The sequence below is a fragment of the Labedella populi genome (genome assembly GCF_004078655.1).
In the GTDB taxonomy this organism is placed as follows: Bacteria; Actinomycetota; Actinomycetes; order Actinomycetales; family Microbacteriaceae; genus Labedella; species Labedella populi.
Genome location: NZ_RZNC01000003.1, coordinates 163119 through 181370, shown reverse-complemented (window position 1 = coordinate 181370; position 18252 = coordinate 163119). Strand labels below are relative to the sequence as shown.

The 18252-nt window shown below is 68.7% G+C and carries 14 protein-coding genes; 9 read left to right on the top strand and 5 right to left on the bottom strand.

Going from position 1 to position 18252, the window contains the following annotated elements:
* Positions 1-178: 178 nt before the first annotated feature.
* The 4 genes from ELQ92_RS09375 to ELQ92_RS09360 all read left to right on the top strand — a co-directional run bounded on the left by ELQ92_RS09375 (position 179) and on the right by ELQ92_RS09360 (position 3611).
* Complete coding sequence (locus ELQ92_RS09375; protein WP_424979961.1) at positions 179-778, top strand: vitamin K epoxide reductase family protein; 600 nt, start codon at positions 179-181, stop codon at positions 776-778.
* A gap of 129 nt (positions 779-907) precedes the next feature.
* A complete protein-coding gene (locus ELQ92_RS09370; protein ID WP_128498717.1) occupies positions 908-1387 on the top strand; it encodes a hypothetical protein in 480 nt (159 codons plus the stop codon).
* 374 nt (positions 1388-1761) lie between these two features.
* Entirely contained in the window at positions 1762-2169 is a 408-nt protein-coding gene (locus tag ELQ92_RS09365; RefSeq protein WP_128498716.1) for a hypothetical protein, read from the top strand.
* 71 nt (positions 2170-2240) lie between these two features.
* A complete protein-coding gene (locus tag ELQ92_RS09360) occupies positions 2241-3611 on the top strand; it encodes an HNH endonuclease signature motif containing protein (protein ID WP_128498715.1) in 1371 nt (456 codons plus the stop codon).
* Positions 3612-3836: 225 nt separating this feature from the next.
* On the opposite strand, the gene ndk is transcribed toward ELQ92_RS09360, so the two are convergent.
* The 5 genes from ndk to ELQ92_RS09335 all read right to left on the bottom strand — a co-directional run bounded on the left by ndk (position 3837) and on the right by ELQ92_RS09335 (position 10221).
* Entirely contained in the window at positions 3837-4256 is a 420-nt protein-coding gene (gene ndk / locus ELQ92_RS09355; protein WP_128498714.1) for a nucleoside-diphosphate kinase, read from the bottom strand.
* A 10-nt stretch (positions 4257-4266) separates the two neighbouring features.
* The gene (locus ELQ92_RS09350; RefSeq protein ID WP_166426757.1) at positions 4267-4587 is read right to left on the bottom strand and encodes a DUF4233 domain-containing protein; all 321 of its coding nucleotides are present in this window, start codon (positions 4585-4587) and stop codon (positions 4267-4269) included.
* A gap of 56 nt (positions 4588-4643) precedes the next feature.
* A complete protein-coding gene (locus tag ELQ92_RS09345) occupies positions 4644-5990 on the bottom strand; it encodes a bifunctional folylpolyglutamate synthase/dihydrofolate synthase (RefSeq protein WP_128498712.1) in 1347 nt (448 codons plus the stop codon).
* Positions 5987-9346, bottom strand: coding sequence for an isoleucine--tRNA ligase (ileS, locus tag ELQ92_RS09340; RefSeq protein WP_128498711.1), 3360 nt, complete (start codon positions 9344-9346; stop codon positions 5987-5989). Before ileS ends, ELQ92_RS09345 begins: the two co-directional genes overlap by 4 nt.
* A gap of 239 nt (positions 9347-9585) precedes the next feature.
* Positions 9586-10221, bottom strand: coding sequence for a TetR/AcrR family transcriptional regulator (locus tag ELQ92_RS09335; protein WP_128498710.1), 636 nt, complete (start codon positions 10219-10221; stop codon positions 9586-9588).
* A 131-nt stretch (positions 10222-10352) separates the two neighbouring features.
* On the opposite strand from ELQ92_RS09335, the gene ELQ92_RS09330 reads away from it, so the two are divergent.
* From ELQ92_RS09330 to valS, 5 genes are all read left to right on the top strand, one after another.
* Positions 10353-12023, top strand: coding sequence for an ABC transporter substrate-binding protein (locus ELQ92_RS09330; protein WP_208004301.1), 1671 nt, complete (start codon positions 10353-10355; stop codon positions 12021-12023).
* 5 nt (positions 12024-12028) lie between these two features.
* The gene (locus ELQ92_RS09325) at positions 12029-12985 is read left to right on the top strand and encodes an ABC transporter permease (RefSeq protein ID WP_243694956.1); all 957 of its coding nucleotides are present in this window, start codon (positions 12029-12031) and stop codon (positions 12983-12985) included.
* On the top strand, positions 12982-13905 hold the full coding sequence (locus tag ELQ92_RS09320) for an ABC transporter permease (RefSeq protein ID WP_128498708.1): 924 nt from the start codon (positions 12982-12984) through the stop codon (positions 13903-13905). Before ELQ92_RS09325 ends, ELQ92_RS09320 begins: the two co-directional genes overlap by 4 nt.
* Complete coding sequence (locus ELQ92_RS09315; RefSeq protein WP_128498707.1) at positions 13902-15542, top strand: dipeptide ABC transporter ATP-binding protein; 1641 nt, start codon at positions 13902-13904, stop codon at positions 15540-15542. Before ELQ92_RS09320 ends, ELQ92_RS09315 begins: the two co-directional genes overlap by 4 nt.
* A gap of 100 nt (positions 15543-15642) precedes the next feature.
* Entirely contained in the window at positions 15643-18228 is a 2586-nt protein-coding gene (valS, locus tag ELQ92_RS09310; RefSeq protein WP_128498706.1) for a valine--tRNA ligase, read from the top strand.
* The last annotated feature ends 24 nt before the right edge of the window (positions 18229-18252 follow it).

Here is an 18252-nt window from a genome sequence, read left to right as displayed (position 1 = left end):
CACCCTGGTCGCGCACCGTCGGCCTTCGTGACCGACTACTTCAGGCAACAGCCTGAAAAACCGTGACGACGATGTCCGACGCGCGGGTTCGAACTCGTCTGTGGCCATTATCGCACGGACCGACTCGTCCGCATGTTCGCGGCGCGGGGCGCCCAGGTGGCGGTGTCATAATCGAGCCGTGATCCCGACCTCACAACGGCGACGTCCCGTCGCCATCGCCATCCTGCTCGTCGTCGCCGGAATGATCGGCTGGTGGGCTGCTTTCTCTCTCACGATCGAGAAGTTCGAGGCGCTGCTGAATCCCGGCCAGGCGGCCGGGTGCGACTTCAGTCCGCTCGTGCAGTGCTCCGCCAACCTCGATTCTCCACAGGGCTCGCTCTTCGGATTCCCGAATCCGCTCATCGGGCTCGCTGCGTGGATCGCGCCCATCGTCGTCGGCGTCGCGCTCCTGGCGGGTGCACGATTCGCCCGCTGGTTCTGGGGACTCTTCTGGCTCGGGTTCGCCGGGGCGATGACCTTCGTCGTGTGGCTCATCTCCCAGAGCATCTTCGTGCTCGGTACACTCTGCCCGTGGTGCATGGTGACGTGGTCGGTCACGATCCCGAGCTTCCTCGCCGTGACGGCCTACGTCCTCGCCGAGGGGGCCCTGCCCGCGGGAGCCGCGGGCCGCCGCATCGGCCGGGCGATGCTCCGCTGGGTTCCCCTCGTCACGGTGCTGTGTTTCGTCGTTATCGCGGTCCTCGCGCACTTGCGACTCGACGTCCTCGGGAGCCTGTAGCACGCCGCTCCTGGCGCCTGTGGACAGTCGCCGCCGGACATTTCCCGCTCCTCTACGGTGATCCGAATGGGGGAAACACGAATTGGAAAGTCGAGACTTTGGATTCCATGGGGCGCTGTTGCTCTCGCGATGAGCGGCTGCACCACGACACCGGCCCCGGGGCCATTGGCCACGACATCGAGTGAGCCGACACCGGCCCTCTCCGACGCGGTCAAAGCCTTCACGCGGTTCAACAGTGTCCTCGACGGTTATGCGGGTGGGACATCCGCGGTCGATGAATTCAGAGACCTCGTCACGCCCGAGTACTTCAACCAGTTGGTGTCAGACGATCAACAGCGGTCAGAGACCCGGGTCGTCGGGACATCCTCCTTCTCGGAAGAAAAGCTCGTCGACGCCGTGCAGTGGGGAGGTAACGGCGATCTCGCGCTCGTCGTTTGCCTCGACCTTTCTCGTACTCGCGAGATCAATCCCGATGGTGCGGAGACCTCGACCGGAGCGCGCCGTCTCCGCAGCCCGCTCCTCATCTCCTTTGAGGTCGTCGCCGCGGACGATGTAGAGCTTCTTGTAACGAAAGTGGACCAATGGGCCGAAGACGGATATTGCTTGTAATTCTTGGGCTCGTGCTCGCCTCGAGCCAGGCGCCGGGTCCGTCCTATGCCCTAAAGCCATGCGATGTCCTCACGGCCCGAAACAAGGATTGCACTACAGGGACCGTTGGACCCGGCTCGGTCGAGTTCCGTGCAGAGAGGACGTCGGAGCCAATCCAGGGACCTCGGGATGGCATCGATGGCGATGGCGATGGCGATGCCGAGGCGCCGGATTTTGCAGACAGCCCAGGCGACCCTCGCGAGGTTCGGGATGCGCTCGGAACCTGCCAGGACCCCGTCTTATGCGGACAGTCCGAAGCCCGGGCAATCACGCTCAGTGACCTCGCGAGCTTCGCGCCTGCGACTCCATCGATTCAAATGGAGCCGGATGGGTGGATGGTTCGAGGACTGCCCGCGAACTTCATCGCGGGTGCCACGGCGCACCGGCAGGACGGCACGTTGTTCGACAGTCCCGTCGCTGTACGCTTCACCCCCGCCTCGTACAACTGGGACTGGGGTGACGGATCGACTGAGGTCTTCTCGGCGCCCGGCGCCGCATGGGAAGACCTACAACTCGCCCGCTTTAGTGAGACCGCGACATCCCACGTCTTCGAGGATCGCGGCTCGATCACCATCGGCCTCACGGTCGACTACAGCGTTGAAGTGAGCCTCGATGCCGGCGACTGGATCACCGTCGAGGGCACGGTCGCGGCCGCCACCACGGTCGACGCCGTCGTGGTCGTTGGGAAGACCGTGCTGGTCGATGGCGACTGCAAAGAAAGTCCGAGTGGCCCCGGGTGCTGACGCTCTCTTCTCGATTTAGCTCTCCACACAGGTACTGAGGCAATGTCGGTGGTTGGGTGTTCACTTGTCTCATGGGGGAAGAGAACGCAGCGGCAGACGAGGCGATCGACAGAGCCATCGCGCTGTTGTCGTCGCTCGGGGCCGCGTCCTCTCCGGCGAGCCTTTCACCCGCCCACTACCTGGAGCGCGTTCCCCGTGTGGAGCACCTCGGCCGCCTCGTCGATGCGCTGCGCGTGTCTCACGCCGCCGAGGCCGAGAAGCGCATCTCATCACCCGTCGATCCACTGGGTGCTGCGGGCTACGCCTCCGCGAAACACGCCGTCGCTCAACTCACGAGCGTGTCCGAGCCCGAGGCCGCGCGGCGCATCCGGGTCGGCGCGGCCATCCGCCAAGGGGTCGCGATCTCCGGAGCGGCGACGTCCGCGCGCTACCCCGCGATCGCGGCAGCGATAGCGGCGGCGGCCATCGGCACCGAGGCCGCCGACGTGCTCGTCCGCGAACTGGATTCTGTCGCCCGCCGGGTCGACCCCGTCGTGCTCCGCGCGGCGGAAGAGGGCCTCGTCGACCTCGCATCCGGGTCGGAGGCCACGCCACCGCTCCGCGTCGAACTCGTACGCGATCAGGTCAAGGCCTACATCCTCAGGATCGATCCCGACGGCGCACGACCCGCCGAGGTCCGCGCTCGACGTCAACGTGCATTCACCCTCGGACGCGAAACGGAAGACGGCCTCATCCCGGTGAGCGGCCTGCTCATGGGCGAGGTCGGGGCCACTCTCGAACGTCTCCTCAGTGCTCACGGACGGACGGTCGCATTTTCGGATGCCGACGCCGACCACGACGACGCGCCGCCCGCCTCAGTTGACGACCGCAGTCCGGCACAGCGCCGACACGACGCCCTCGCGGACATCCTCAGCGCCGCCGTGCGGGTGAAGGACGCCCCCGAACTCGCCGGCTCCTCCCCCGCCGTCACCGTCACCGTCACCGCCGAGTCGCTCGAGTCCGGTGCCGGCGTCGGCTACATCGACGGGCACGCCACCCCGGTGTCGATGGACACCATCGACCGGCTCATCGACTCGCGCGGAATGCACACGGTCACCGTCAACGCCGCCGGCCGCATCCTCGCGCTGGGGTCAGCGCAGCGCTGCTTCACCGGCGCACAACGACGAGCGATTACCGCTCGCGACGGAGGATGCGTCATCCCCGGCTGCACCACTCCTGCCGGATGGTGCGAAGTCCACCACGTCATCCCCTGGCGCCACGGGGGCGCAACCCACACGGACAACGGAGTGCTTCTCTGCTGGGGTCACCACCAACGCATCGACTCGGGGCCATGGCGACTGTCCATGCCCGACGGCGTCCCCCACGTTCGCGGACCCGGACACCCCGAGTGGACCCCGGCCACCAGGGCCAGAACCCGAAGAGATCTCCCGCGCACCGGCTAGGCGCTCCGCCTCCATTGCGGCGCGCTCATGTCGGCCGCGCCCCTACGCGAACGCCCCGTGCGGAGGTGAGGCACTCGCCGCGGCGAAGGCGCCCCGCGAGGCGAAGGTCCCGGACCGGGAATCGGTGGGACACGTGTCGAGCGCCGCACGTGTCGCGGCCGCAAACGCCGAACGGCCCGGATCGTCGTGATCCGGGCCGTTCGCCGATCGCTGCTGTCCGTCGACTCAGGCGGAGAACCAGAGAGCCAGTTCGCGCGCCGCAGACTCGGGGCTGTCCGAACCGTGCACGAGGTTCTGCTGCACGGCGAGACCCCAGTCGCGACCGAAGTCGCCGCGGATCGTGCCGGGCGCCGCGGTGGTCGGGTCCGTCGTTCCCGCGAGGGCGCGGAAGCCCTCAATGACCCGGTTGCCGGCCACGCGGAGCGCCACGACGGGGCCCGAGAGCATGAACTCGACGAGCGGTTCGTAGAACGGCTTGCCCTCGTGCTCCGCGTAGTGCTCGGCGAGCAGTGCACGGTCCGGCTCGATCATCCGGATGTCGACGAGGGAGTACCCCTTCGCCTCGATCCGGCGCAGGATCTCGCCCGTCAGGTTACGGGCGACGCCGTCGGGCTTGACGAGAACGAGTGTTTCTTCGACGTCCATGGGTTTCTCCTCAGGTTTCGGGGCTGGTGTCTGTCACGGCCGCGTTCCTCCGGTCGATACCGGTGCCGACGACGAGGCAATACACCCACACCGCGGCGAACGTCCCCCCGATGAAGAACATGATCGGGACGAGAAAGCCGGTTGCAACGATAGCGGCTTGGACCAGGGACCCGATGACGGCGCCGATCGGGAACCGCACGAGCCCGAGCGTCACGATCATCGCGAGCACGAGCGCTCCCCCGCCGACGAACGCCGTCGTCGGATCGAGGGCGTCGAGTCCGAAAGCGACGAGGGCTCCGAGGAAGACCACGATCACCTCAAACCCCATCACGATGGACAGAAGCGACCCGCGCACGGATCGCGGGCGACCTCCCGAGCGAACGGCGCTCACGGTTTCCAGCCCTGGTCGTCGGCGAACGCCGCGGCCTCTCCGCCGAGCACGATGGAGCCCGTGACCACGACCATGCGCTTGTCGCCGGCCGCCGCCCACGTCCGCGCGTCCTCGAGAGCGTCCTCGAGACGTTCGTAACCCTCCGCCTCCACGCCGTCGACGCCACCGACGGCACGCGCGATGCTCGTGAGGTCCTCCCACGGGATCGAACGGTCGGACTCCGGCTGCGTGAGATGGAAGCGGGACGCGATCGGCGACAGCGTCGCAAGGATGCCTGCGGCATCCTTATCCGCGAGGACGCCGACGACGAACGCGAACTCCTCGGCGTCGAAATACCGGCCGAGCGCCGCCACGAGCGACTGCGCGCCGTGGGGGTTGTGTGCCGCGTCGACGAGGATCGTCGGATCCGTGCCGATGAGCTGGAGTCGACCCGGCGACGTCGCGACTCCGACACCGTCGCCGAGGGGATCACTCGCGAGAGGCACATCGCCGCCGCCGATGAAGCTCTCGACGGCCGCGATCGCGACCGACGCGTTCACACCCTGGTGGTCGCCGTAGAGCGGCAGGTACAACTCGTCGTAGCTGCCGGCGCGACCACGGACGGTGATGAGTTGGCCCCCGACGGCGACGCGGTCATCGACGAGATCGAACTCGGTGCCCGAGCGGACGAGGGTCGCCTCGCTGAGTCCAGCGGCGCGCTCGATCTCCTCGAGCGCCTCCGGAGCCTGCGGCGCCGTGACGACGACGGAGCCGGGCTTGATGATCCCGGCCTTCGTCCGCGCGATCTCGCGCACGGTACTGCCGAGTTGGGCCTGGTGATCCATCCCGATCGGCGTGAACACGGCGATCGCTGCGTCCGCCGCGTTCGTCGAGTCCCACTCGCCGCCCATGCCCACCTCGACGACCGCAACGTCGACGGGGGCGTCGGCGAACGAGGCGAAAGCGAGCACGGTGAGCGTCTCGAAGAACGTCAGGCGTTTCTCGCCGGCCGCCTCGAGCTCCGCATCGACCATCTCGACGTACGGCAGGATGTCGTCCCAATTCGCCGCGATCGCCGCGTCGGCGATGGGCTCGCCGTCGATCGCGATGCGCTCGGTGAATGAGACGAAGTGCGGGCTCGTGAAGAGTCCGGTGCGCAGTCCGAACGACCGCAGGATGCTCTCCGTGATCCGGCTCGTGCTCGTCTTCCCGTTCGTGCCCGCGATCTGGATGATCGGGAACGAGCGCTGAGGGTCGCCCAGCAACTCGAGCACCCGCCGCGTGGGCTCCAGCCGCCGGCGCGGGGACCCCTCGCCGATCCGCCCGAGCAACGCCTGGTAGACCGCCTCGGCGTCTTCCGTCATCGTTCTCCACCCTCCACTCGGCTCACCGCGATAGTCGTCGCGCCGACGTTCGCGTAACGTCCCGCCGCGACGACGGCCACGTGCTCGGCATCGTCGGGGACGGACAGGTTCTCGCTCCAGCCCGCGACGATCTCCGCGGCGAGCGTCTCACGCGCGATCTCCCCAGTCCACCGCTCGACCGCCGCTTCGTCCTCGCGGTCGGCGAAGACGAGGTGCAGCCGGATGCGGTCGCTCACGTCGAAGTCTGCAGCCTTCCGGGTGTCCTGCACGGCGCGGATCACATCGCGCGCGAGGCCCTCGGCCTCGAGTTCCGGGGTGAGCCGGGTGTCGAGGAGGACGAAACCACCAGCGGGGAGGACCGCGACGGCCGCACCCTCGGTTCCGGACGACGCCTCGAGCACGAGGTCGTACTCGTGCGGCTCGAGCTCGATCCCCCCAGCCGTCACGACGCCGTCGACCTCCGACCAGTCACCGCTCTTCGCTCCGCGGATGGCCTCCTGAACCCGCTTGCCGAGTCGGGGACCCGCGGCGCGAGCGTTCACGGTGAGCCGCGACGTGACCCCGAAGCGCCCGGCGCTCGACTCATCCATCTCGACGACCGAGACCGCCTTGACGTTGAGCTCGTCGCGGAGGATCGCCTCGAACGGCGACAACGCCTCTGCATCACGCGTCACGATGGTGAGCTCGGCGAGGGGCAGTCGCACGCGCAGGCCCTCCTTCTTGCGCAACGACAGGACCGACCCCGTGATGATGCGCACGGAGTCCATCGCGTCCACGAGGGCGTCGTCCTGCGGAAGTGCACTCACATCGGGCCAGTCCTGCAGGTGCACGCTGCGCCCACCGGTGAGGTCCTTCCACACGCGCTCGGTCGTGAGGGGAAGAAGCGGCGCCGCCAAGCGCGTGAGGACCTCGAGCACCGTGTAGAGCGTGTCGAAGGCGTCGGAACCCGCGTCGCCCTGCTCGCTCGTACCCGCCCAGAAACGATCGCGCGAGCGGCGCACGTACCAGTTGGTGAGCACGTCGGCGAAGTCGCGGAGGGCGCCCGCGGCAAGCGGGGAATCGAGCGCATCGAGGTGCGCGGTCACCTCGTCGGTCACGGTCCGCAGCTTCGCGAGGACGTAACGGTCGAGCACATCCGTCGAATCGGTCCGCCACGTCGCCTCGTAACCGCCCGGCCGTGCCGAGTTGGCGTAGAGGGCGAAGAAGTACCACGAGTTCCAGAGCGGCAGGATGAACTGGCGCACGCCCTCCCTGATGCCCTCCTCCGTGACGACGAGGTTGCCGCCGCGGATGACTGAGCTCGACATGAGGAACCACCGCATGGCGTCGGCGCCGTCGCGGTCGAAGACCTCTGACACGTCCGGGTAGTTCCGGAGGCTCTTCGACATCTTCTGGCCATCGCTTCCGAGGACGATGCCGTGGCTGATGACGTTCGAGAACGCCGGCCGGTCGAACAGCGCCGTCGCGAGGACGTGCATGACGTAGAACCAGCCGCGCGTCTGGCCGATGTACTCGACGATGAAGTCCGACGGGTTGTGCGAGTCGAACCACTCCGAATTCTCGAAGGGGTAGTGCACCTGGGCGTAGGGCATCGACCCGGAGTCGAACCACACGTCGAAGACGTCCTCGATGCGGCGCATCGTGCTCTGCCCCGTAGGGTCGTCGGGGTTCGGGCGCGTGAGCTCGTCGATGAACGGTCGGTGCAGGTCATCCGGCCGCACTCCGAAGTCGCGCTCGATCTCGTCGAGCGAGCCGTAGACGTCGACGCGCGGGTAGGTCGGGTCGTCGCTCTTCCAGACGGGGATGGGTGAACCCCAGTACCGGTTCCGCGACACGGACCAGTCGCGCGCGTTCTCGAGCCACTTGCCGAACTGACCGTCCTTCACGTTGTCCGGGACCCAGTTGATCTGCTCGTTGAGCTCGACCATGCGGTCCTTGATCTCCGTGACTCGGATGAACCAGCTCGAGACGGCCTTGTAGATGAGGGGGTTCCGGCAGCGCCAGCAGTGCGGATAGCTGTGCTCGTAGCTCTTGACCTGCAACAGACGACCAGCGGCGCGCAGCGATTGTGTGAGCGGCTTGTTCGCGTCGAACCAGCGCTGCCCCGCAACGTCTGAAACGGTCGGGAGGAACCGACCGGCGTCGTCGAGAGACAGGATGACGGGGATGCCGGCGGCCGCGCACACGATCTGGTCGTCCTCGCCGTATGCGGGGGCCTGGTGCACGATGCCGGTGCCCTCCCCCGTCGCCACGTAATCGGCGACGAGGACCTGCCAGGCGTTCTCGGTCCCGAAAGCCTCGGTGTCCGCGTAGTAGTCCCACAACCGGTCGTAGTGGACGCCGCCGAGCTCGGCGCCCGTCACCGTGCGTTCAACGGCTTCGAGGGCGGCCTCGGCGCTCTCGAAGCCGAGGTCCTTCGCGTAGGCGCCGACCGTGTCGCGTGCGAGCAGGTAGCGTGCTGCGCCGCCCTCGCTCCCGTCCGCCGCCCCGTTCGGACCGGCGGGCAGCACGGCGTACTCGATGTCGGGACCGACGGCGAGGGCCATGTTCGTCGGAAGGGTCCACGGCGTCGTGGTCCAGGCCAGGGCGTTCACCGCTGTCAGCCCGAGAGCCTCGGCCTTCTCTCCCACGAACGGGAACGTCACCGTCACCGACTGGTCCTGGCGCATCGTGTAGACGTCGTCGTCCATGCGCAGTTCGTGGTTCGACAGGGGGGTCTCATCGTTCCAGCAATACGGCAGCACGCGGTAGCCCTCGTAGGCGAGGCCCTTGTCGTAGAGCTGCTTGAACGCCCACAGCACGCTCTCCATGAACGTGATGTCGAGGGTCTTGTAGTCGTTCTCGAAGTCGACCCAGCGCGCCTGGCGCGTGACGTAGTCCTGCCACTCCTGCGTGTAGGCGAGCACCGACTCGCGGGCTTTGGCGTTGAAGGCGCCGATGCCCATCTCCTCGATCTCGTCCTTCGTGGTGATCCCGAGCTGGCGCATCGCCTCGAGCTCGGCGGGCAGACCGTGCGTGTCCCATCCGAAGCGCCGGTGCACCTGCTTGCCCCGCATCGTTTGGTAGCGCGGGAAGAGGTCCTTCGCGTAGCCGGTCAGCAGGTGGCCGTAGTGCGGGAGGCCGTTCGCGAACGGTGGACCGTCGTAGAACACCCATTCCGCTGCGCCCTCGCGGCGTCGGATCGACTCCTCGAACGTCCCGTCCTGCTTCCAGAAGGCGAGGACATCCTCCTCGACCTGCGGGAAGACCGGGTTCGACGTGACGCCGAAGGACGCTCCCGGCGCGTGCTCACCGGAGCCGTGCTCACCGGGCTCGTCGGCGGGTCCGTGGGAAGCGGAGGATCGGGGGTAGCTCATCGTTCTCCTGCGGATCGGTCTCGTTCCGCAAGGACGCCGTACTCCGACGCGGTACCACCCTGCTTGCCCGGACACCGGTGGCGACGTCTCACGACATCGCCCCGACTCCGTCCGGATGGACGGCCGGGCCTCTCTCCAACGGCTGTGACGGGCCTGCCCCGTCCGGTTCTACTGAGGCGATGAGGCCCGTTCTTCCGGAAGCTCCCCGGTGATGCCGGATCGATGCTCGTACGGCCAGTCTACCGCGCCCGTTCCCCTCCTGCTGTTCGGCGGCGCAGCGCCGTCGACCAGCCGTCGAGTACGGGCCGCACTCCCGCGGACAGGGCATCGGCGAGCGGCCCTCGCGCAGTGCCCGCCTCGATCCACGCGCCCGCGCCCGCCATCGCTCCGCCCGCGATCGCGGCCGCGGCGGCGCGCGCCTCGTCGGGCTCGAGGGCGGGCTCGCGCCGGGCGAGGAAGCGTGTGATCACATCGACGATCGCGAGGAAGCGGGTGAGTCCGGAGGAGGCGAGCTCTGGCCCCGTCCCCATGAGGGCGCGATGGGCGACCGCCCAGGGCACTCGAGCAGCCGGCACCTCCGCTGCGGTCGAGCGGAGCGCCACCTCGAGGGCGTCGAACGCGCGTGAACCCGGATCGACGGCCTCGAGCGCCTCCCGAAGACGTGGGATGGCGGCGTCGAGCTCGACCCAGAGCACGTCGCCTTTCGTCGTGAAGTAGTTGAAGAACGTCGTCCGGGCGACGCCGGCGCGGGCGGAGATCTGATCGATCGTCGTGCGATCGTAGCCCTGCTCGAGGAAGAGCTCCGCTGCCGCTTCCTCGAGCATGACCGGCGAGGAACGGCGCGGCCGTCCGACGCGGGGGCTCTCAGGATCCATCTGGCTATTCTGCCCTGTCGGTGCGCCGGGCACCCTGCTCCAGGTCCGCTCTGCACCGCAGCCCCGTGGCTGTACTAGGCTATTTCCGTACTCAGTACATTAACCCGTCGCCGAGTCTGATCCCTCGACCGATGGACCTTCCCCGCTTCAAGAGGACTACAGTGCGCTCTCGACCCCGTCGTTCACTCATCCCCGTCGCCGCCGTCGCGGCGTCGGCCCTTGTGCTCTCCGCGTGCGCGGGCGACTCGGAGCCGACCGCCACCGGGCCGACCACCGGCGGCACTCTCGTCTACGCGAGCGGTGACGCCGAGCCCACGTGTCTCGATCCGCACGTCGGCGGCAACTATCCGCAGGCCCTGCTCGCGACGCAGTTCCTCGAGTCGCTCGTGTCTCGCGACGCCGAGGGCGAGATCGTGCCGTGGCTCGCCGAGTCCTGGACCGTCTCGGACGACGCGCTCACGTGGGAATTCACGCTCGCCGATGGCGTTGAATTCACCGACGGCACTCCGTTCGACGCTGAGGCCGTCAAGGTCAACGTCGAGCACCTGCAAGACCCCGCGACCCAGTCCTCGACGGGATATCTCGCGGTCGAGAAGGTCGCGTCCGTCGAGGCCGTCGACGACCTCACGGCGCGCTTCACTCTGAGCGAGCCGGACAGTGCGCTCCTCGAGTCGCTCTCGCAGCCGTGGCTCGCGATCGAGTCGCCGGCAGGGATCGCCCGGGGCATGGAGGAGAACTGCGAGAGCCCCGTCGGCACCGGCCCGTTCGTGGTCGATTCGTGGGCCAAGCAGGATCGCGTGACCCTGACACGCAACGACGACTACTCGTCGCCCCCCGCCGACGCGCTCCACGACGGCCCGGCGTACCTCGACGGCATCGAGTGGCGGTTCATCCCCGACTCGGCGTCGCGATACGCCGCACTCCAGGCCGGTGAGGTCCAGGTCATCGACAACGTCCAGCCCGACGTCCTCGTCCAGGCAGAGGGCTCCGATTCGCTCGTCGAACTGGACGCCCCGCGCCCCGGCTCCTCGAACCGCATCGAGCTGAACTCGGGAAAGGCCCCCTTCGACGACGTCGCCGTGCGCGAGGCATTCATCCGCTCGGTCAACGTCGATGACGCCGTGTCCTCACTCTTCCAGGGAACGGCCGAGCGCTCCTTCTCACCGCTCGCGAGCGTCGAGCCGGCCGCCTACTCCGATGATTCGCTCTTCGGCTACGACCTCGACGAGGCGAACACCCTCCTCGACGAGGCCGGCTGGAGCGAGAAGGACTCCGACGGCGTGCGGACGAAGGACGGCGAACGCCTCACGCTGGCCTTCCCGGTGAGCACGAATCAATCGATTCCAGCAGAGGTCTCACTGTTCGAGCAGCTTCAGGCCGGAGCGAAGGACGCCGGGTTCGACGTGCAGCTCGACCTCCTCGATCTCGCGAGCTGGTACGCGGCACTCGGCGCCAACGACTACGACCTCGTGAGTGCCCCGTACACGAAGGTCGGACCCGACGTGCTGCGGATCCTCTACCACTCCGACGGCATCGTCCCTGCGCCGAGCGGCTACTTCGCCAACCACGCTCAGGTGGACGACACCGCGGTGGACGCACTCCTCGACGAGGCGAGCGCGACCCTCGACGAGGCCGACCGCGCCGCGCTCTACGAGGAGGCGCAGGCCGACGTGCTCGAGGGGTACTACATCCTTCCGCTCTACGACCAGCAGAACCACTTCCTGCTCTCGACGTCGGTGCACGACGCACGAGCGCTCGGCACGGTGTCGACGCCGAGCTTCGCCGCGGCCTGGCTGTCCTGACGCCGGTGAGCGGCTCCCGCGCGCAGGCGATCGTGCGTTGGACGGCACGGACCGTCCTGCGCGCGACCGTCGTGCTGTGGGCGTCCGCGACGCTCGTCTTCTTCATCACTCGACTCGTCCCCGGTGACCCCGCGGAGGCCGCCCTCGGTGGGCCCGGCTCCCAGGCATCGGAAGAGGCTCTCGACGCCGTGAGGCAGAGGTACGGCTTCGATCAGCCGCTCATCGTGCAGTACGGGATCGCGATGCTCGCTCTCCTCCGGCTCGACCTCGGTACCTCGTACGCGCTCCGGCAGCCCGTCGTCCAGATCCTCGCCGACACCGTGCCCGGCACGGCGACTCTCGCCGTCCTGGCGCTCCTGCTCGCCTGGGCGATGGCCCTCGCGCTCACCCTTTCCCACACCCGCAGTTCGCGCGCAGGCGCGGCCATCGGCGACACGGTGGAGATCGTCGCGTCGGCCGTGCCCCACTTCTGGCTCGCGACGATCCTCATCGCGGTCTTCAGCACAGCGCTGGCATGGTTCCCGCCCGTCTCGACGGGGACTCCCGCAGGGCTCGTGCTGCCCGTCGTCACTCTCGCGGTGCCGATCGCCGGATTCCTCGCCCACGTGATGAGGGGCTCGCTCGACGAAGCCCTCTCTGCTCCTTTCGCGACATCGGCAGTGGCGCGCGGCGAGACAGCGACGGGCCTCCGATTCCGGCACGCGCTCCGCCACGCCGCGCTCCCCGCTCTCGGACTCTCGGCGTGGGCGTTCGGCTACCTCATCGGCGGCGCGGTCGTCGTCGAGACGATCTTCGCGAGACCCGGCCTCGGCCGTTCGCTGCTGCAGGCTGTCACGGTCCGCGACGTCCCTGTCGTGACCGGGGTCGTGCTCGTCTCGGCGCTCGTCTACGTGATCCTCACCGTCGTGACGGACGCGCTCACGCGGATCATCGACCCGCGCATCGGGATCGTGACGCGATGACGCACACAACGTCCCCGGCCGTCGATCCCCTCCTCGCGGTTCCAACGCCGGGTCGCCGCTGGCGCCGCGTGACCCTCGGCGAGGTCGTGGCGGTGGTCTTCGCCGTAAGCCTCGTCGTCGCGAGCGTGGCGCCCGGGTTCCTCGCACCGCAGAACCCCGCGGCCGTCGCCCCGCTCGACTCCTTCCAGCCGCCCTCGCTCGCGCATCCCTTCGGCACGGACGAGTCCGGACGCGACGTCTACACGAGAATCGTGCACGGCGCGGGATCGTCGCTCCTCATCGGGCTGGCGGCGACGGGTATCGGTCTCGCGACGGCTCTCCTCCTCGCCCTCGTCGCGGTGTTCGGCGGCCGATTCGCGGACGCCGTGGTGGGCCGGACCGTCGAGGTGCTCTTCGCGTTCCCCGCACTCCTCTCGGCGCTCCTCGTCATCCTCGTGCTCGGACCGGGGCCGGTCGCGGCCACGGTCGCCGTGGGCCTGTCGACGGCCCCGGGGTACGCCCGCATCATCCGCACGAGCCTCCTCAGGGTTCGCGCCTCCGGCTACGTCGAGTCCGCGCGACTGCTCGGGCACTCGCCCGCGCGGATCGTGCTGCGGACGATCCTGCCGAACGCGCTCTCGCCCCTCCTGGCACTCGCGACCCTCGGTGTCGGGCAAGCGGTCGTCTGGGCGTCCTCGTTGAGCTTCCTCGGCCTCGGTGCGCAGCCGCCCGCGCCCGAGTGGGGCGCGATGCTCGCATCGGCCCGCGTGTACCTGACGACCGCGTGGTGGCTCACGGTCTTCCCGGGGCTCCTGATCCTCGCGACGACTCTTGCGACCACGACGATCGGCCGTTCCCTCGACGCGCGGTCGGCCGGTTGGGGACAGTCGGGCCCCTCGGGACAGTCGGGACAGTCGGGACAGTCGGGGAGGCCCTCATGACCCTGCTCGCCGTCGAGGAACTGTCGGTCTCGTTCGGTGCCGGTCGCGACCGGACGAGCGTCGTGCGCAACGTCTCGTTCTCGATCGCTCCGGGCGAGTGCGTCGCCATCGTCGGCGAATCCGGCTCGGGCAAGAGCGTCACGGCGCGAACGATCCTCGGACTCGCGGGGACCGGGTCGCACGTCGACGCCCGTCGACTCGAACTCGCGGGGCACGACGTCTCGCGACTCGCAGAGCGGGAACTGCAGCGCCTCCGCGGCGATGTCGTCGGGCTCATCTCGCAGGACGCGCTCGTCTCGCTGGACCCGCTCCGCCGAGTGGGTGCCGAGGTAGGCGATCCGCTCCGCTTGCACCGGCGGACCTCCGCGCGTGCGCGTCGGCGCGCCGTCGTCGATCTCCTCGCGCGCGTCGGCGTTCCGCGTCCCGAACTGCGCGCTCGTCAGTATCCCCACGAGTTGTCCGGCGGGCTCCGGCAGCGTTCCCTCATCGCCTCGGGAATCGCGGCGGAACCCCGGCTGCTCATCGCCGATGAACCGACGACTGCCCTCGACATGACCGTCCAGGCCGGCATCCTGCGGCTGCTCGCCGACTTGCGGGACGCGGAGACGGGACTGCTCCTCATCAGCCACGATCTCGGGGTCGTGGCCTCACTCGCGGATCGCGTGCTGGTGATGCGGCACGGCCGAGTCATCGACGAGGGGCCGACCGCGGTGATCCTCGCGGGCGGGGCGCACCCCTACACCCGTGAACTCGTCCACGCGGTGCCGGAGGGAGTGCCCCGACACACGGCCCTCCTCGCACGCGAGGCGGAGAGTGCGCCAGTCCCTGCGCAGGCGGGCTCGAGTTCCCAGATGCCTGCGGACGCCGGTGCCCGACCGGTCCTCTCCGCGACCGGGCTCGAGAAGTCGTTCGGCCGCGGCTCCCACGCCACGCGGGCGGTCGACGGCGTCGATGTGCATGTGCAGTCCGGCGAGACGCTCGGAGTGGTCGGGGAATCCGGCTCGGGGAAGACGACGGTCGGTCGGCTCCTCCTGGCCCTCACGGAACCGGACGCCGGAGCGGTCCTTCTCGAGGGCGAGGCCTGGTCGGGAGTGCCCGAGAGATCCCGTCGGCCGAGGAGACGCCTCGTCGGGTTCGTCTCGCAGGACACCTCGAGCACGGTCGACCCCCGATGGACCGTCGAACACGTCATTGCAGACGCGTTGCCCGGCGGGCTCTCCCCGCGACAGCGCCGGGAGCGCGCCGCTGAGGCGCTCGCCGGCGTGGCCCTCGAACCGGCGCTCCTCGACCGCTCCCCGCGGACTCTGTCGGGCGGCCAACGGCAGAGGGTCGGGATCGCGCGCGCACTCGCCGCGGAACCCCGGGTGCTCGTCCTCGACGAACCCGTTTCCGCGCTCGACGCGACCGTCGCCGCCGGAGTGCTCGATCTGCTCGACGATCTCCAGCGCGAGCGTGGCCTGTCCTACGTCCTCATCTCGCACGATCTTTCGGTCATCCGCCACATGAGCGATCGCGTCGCCGTGATGCACGAGGGACGCATCGTGGAGACGGGACCGACCGAGACGGTCTTCACGGCGCCGGAGCACGAGTACACGAGGCGCTTGCTCGCCGATGTCCCCATGCGCCCCTCGATCTGACACGGAGCCAGGAGGCATGCCGGTGAGCACGGCCGGTAGGATGGGCGCATCCACATGAGGCACGTTGACACGGTGCCGCCTACATCGAACCGGAGTTCCCATGAGCAACGCCCTGCCCGACAAGCCCGTACTCGAAGGTCTCGAAGACAAGTGGGGCACGACGTGGGAGACGGACGGGACGTACCGGTTCGACCGTGACGCCGCCGTCACCCGTGGGCACGACTCGGTCTACTCGATCGACACGCCGCCACCGACCGCGTCCGGCTCGCTCCACATCGGTCACGTCTTCAGCTACACCCACACCGACGTCATCGCGCGCTACCAGCGCATGCTCGGCCACACCGTCTTCTACCCGATGGGCTGGGACGACAATGGGCTGCCGACGGAGCGCCGCGTGCAGAACTACTACGGCGTGCGCTGCGACCCGAGCCTTCCCTACGTGCCCGACTTCGTGCCGCCACACGACGGCGGTGAGGGCAAGAGCATCAAGGCCGCCGACCAGGTGCCCGTGAGCCGCCGCAACTTCATCGAGCTGTGCGAACGCCTCACCGTCGAGGACGAGAAGCAGTTCGAGGCCCTGTGGCGCACGCTCGGCCTCTCCGTCGACTGGACGCAGAGCTACCGGACGATCGATCAGGACTCGCTTCGCATCAGCCAGAAGTCGTTCCTCGCGAACCTCGAGCGCGGCGAGGCCTACCAGGCGATGGCACCGACGCTCTGGGACGTCACCTTCCGCACCGCCGTCGCCCAGGCGGAACTCGAAGACAAGGACCAGCCCGCCGCGTACCACCGGATCGCGTTCCACCGTCCCGACGGCGGCACAATCGAGATCGAGACGACGCGTCCGGAGCTCCTTCCCGCGTGCGTCGCACTCGTCGCCCACCCCGATGACGAGCGGTTCAAGCCCTTCTTCGGAACGACCGTCAGGACGCCGGTCTTCGGCGTCGAGGTCCCCGTGCTCGCTCACCACCTCGCCCAGCCGGACAAGGGCGCCGGCATCGCGATGGTCTGCACCTTCGGTGATGTGACGGATGTCGTGTGGTGGCGCGAGCTCGATCTCCCCAACCGCACCATCGTGGGTCGCGACGGTCGCATCATCGCCGACGCCCCCGCCGTGATCGTCGGCGAGTCCGCTCTCGAGGCGTGGACGGCGCTCGCGGGCAAGACGGTGTTCAGCGCCAAGCAAGCGGTCATCGAGCAGCTCGCGGCCTCCGGTGACCTCATCGGAGAACCCCGCAACATCACCCACCCGGTGAAGTTCTTCGAGAAGGGCGACCGCCCCCTCGAGATCGTCTCGACCCGCCAGTGGTACATCCGCAACGGCGCGCGGGACGAGGAGCTCAAGGCGCGGCTCCTCGAATTCGGCCGCGAACTCGAGTGGCACCCCGACTTCATGCGCGTGCGCTACGAGAACTGGGTGAACGGGCTGAGCGGCGACTGGCTGATCTCGCGCCAACGCTTCTTCGGCGTCCCGATCCCTCTGTGGTACCCGCTCGACGAGAACGGCGACGTCGTCTACGACTCCCCCATCGTGCCGTCCGCCGACGCCCTGCCCGTCGACCCGTCGAGCGACGCGCCGACCGGGTACGACGAGTCGCAGCGCGGGATCGCCGGCGGTTTCATCGGTGAGGTCGACGTCATGGACACGTGGGCCACGTCGTCGCTCACTCCGCAGCTCGCGGGCAAGTGGGACACCGACCCCGAGTTGTGGAACGCCGTCTTCCCGTTCTCACTCCGTCCGCAGGGTCAGGACATCATCCGGACGTGGCTGTTCTCGACGATGCTGCGCTCGACCCTCGAGTTCGACCGCAAGCCGTGGGACCATGCGGGCCTGTCGGGCTGGATCCTCGACCCGGACCGCAAGAAGATGTCGAAGTCGAAGGGCAACGTCGTGACGCCCGCCGGAATCCTCGAGCAGCACGGCTCGGACGCCGTCCGTTACTGGGCCGCATCCGCTCGGCTCGGCACGGACGCCGGATTCGATCCGCAGAACCCCACGCAGGTGAAGATCGGCCGACGCCTCGCGATCAAGATCCTCAACGCGTCGAAGTTCATCCTGTCCTTCCCCGCCGCGGAGAGCGCGACCGTCACCGAGCCCGTCGACCTGAGCATGCTCGCGACGCTGCGCGGTATCGTCGCCGACGCGAGCTCCGCCCTCGCCGCCTACGACCATGCACGAGCACTGGAGATCACCGAGAGCTTCTTCTGGACGTTCTGCGACGACTACCTCGAGCTCGTCAAGGAGCGCGCGTACGCCGAGGGCACTCCGGGTCAGGCCTCGGCGGTCGCCGCCCTCCGCCTCGCCCTCGACACCCTCCTACGCCTCTTCGCTCCCGTGATCCCGTTCGCGACGGAAGAGGCCTGGTCCTGGTGGCACGACTCCTCCATCCACACCGCTGCGTGGCCGACCGTCGAGGAGCTCGCCGTGGCCGAGGCCGGCGACCCCGCGCTTCTGACCCTCACGAGCCTCGCGCTCACATCCGTGCGGCGCGCCAAGACGGACGCGAAGGCCTCGCAGAAGACCCCGGTGTCGTTCGCCGCGATCGCCGCGCCGGCCGGATCCGTCGCTCTCCTGCAGGCCGTCGCCGACGACCTCCGGGCGGTCGGCCGGATCGCCGAACTGTCGATCTCGGAGGGTCCGGAACTCGCCGTGACCCGGGTCGAGCTCGCCCCGACGGAACACTGAAGAGACGAACGTGAGGACGGACCG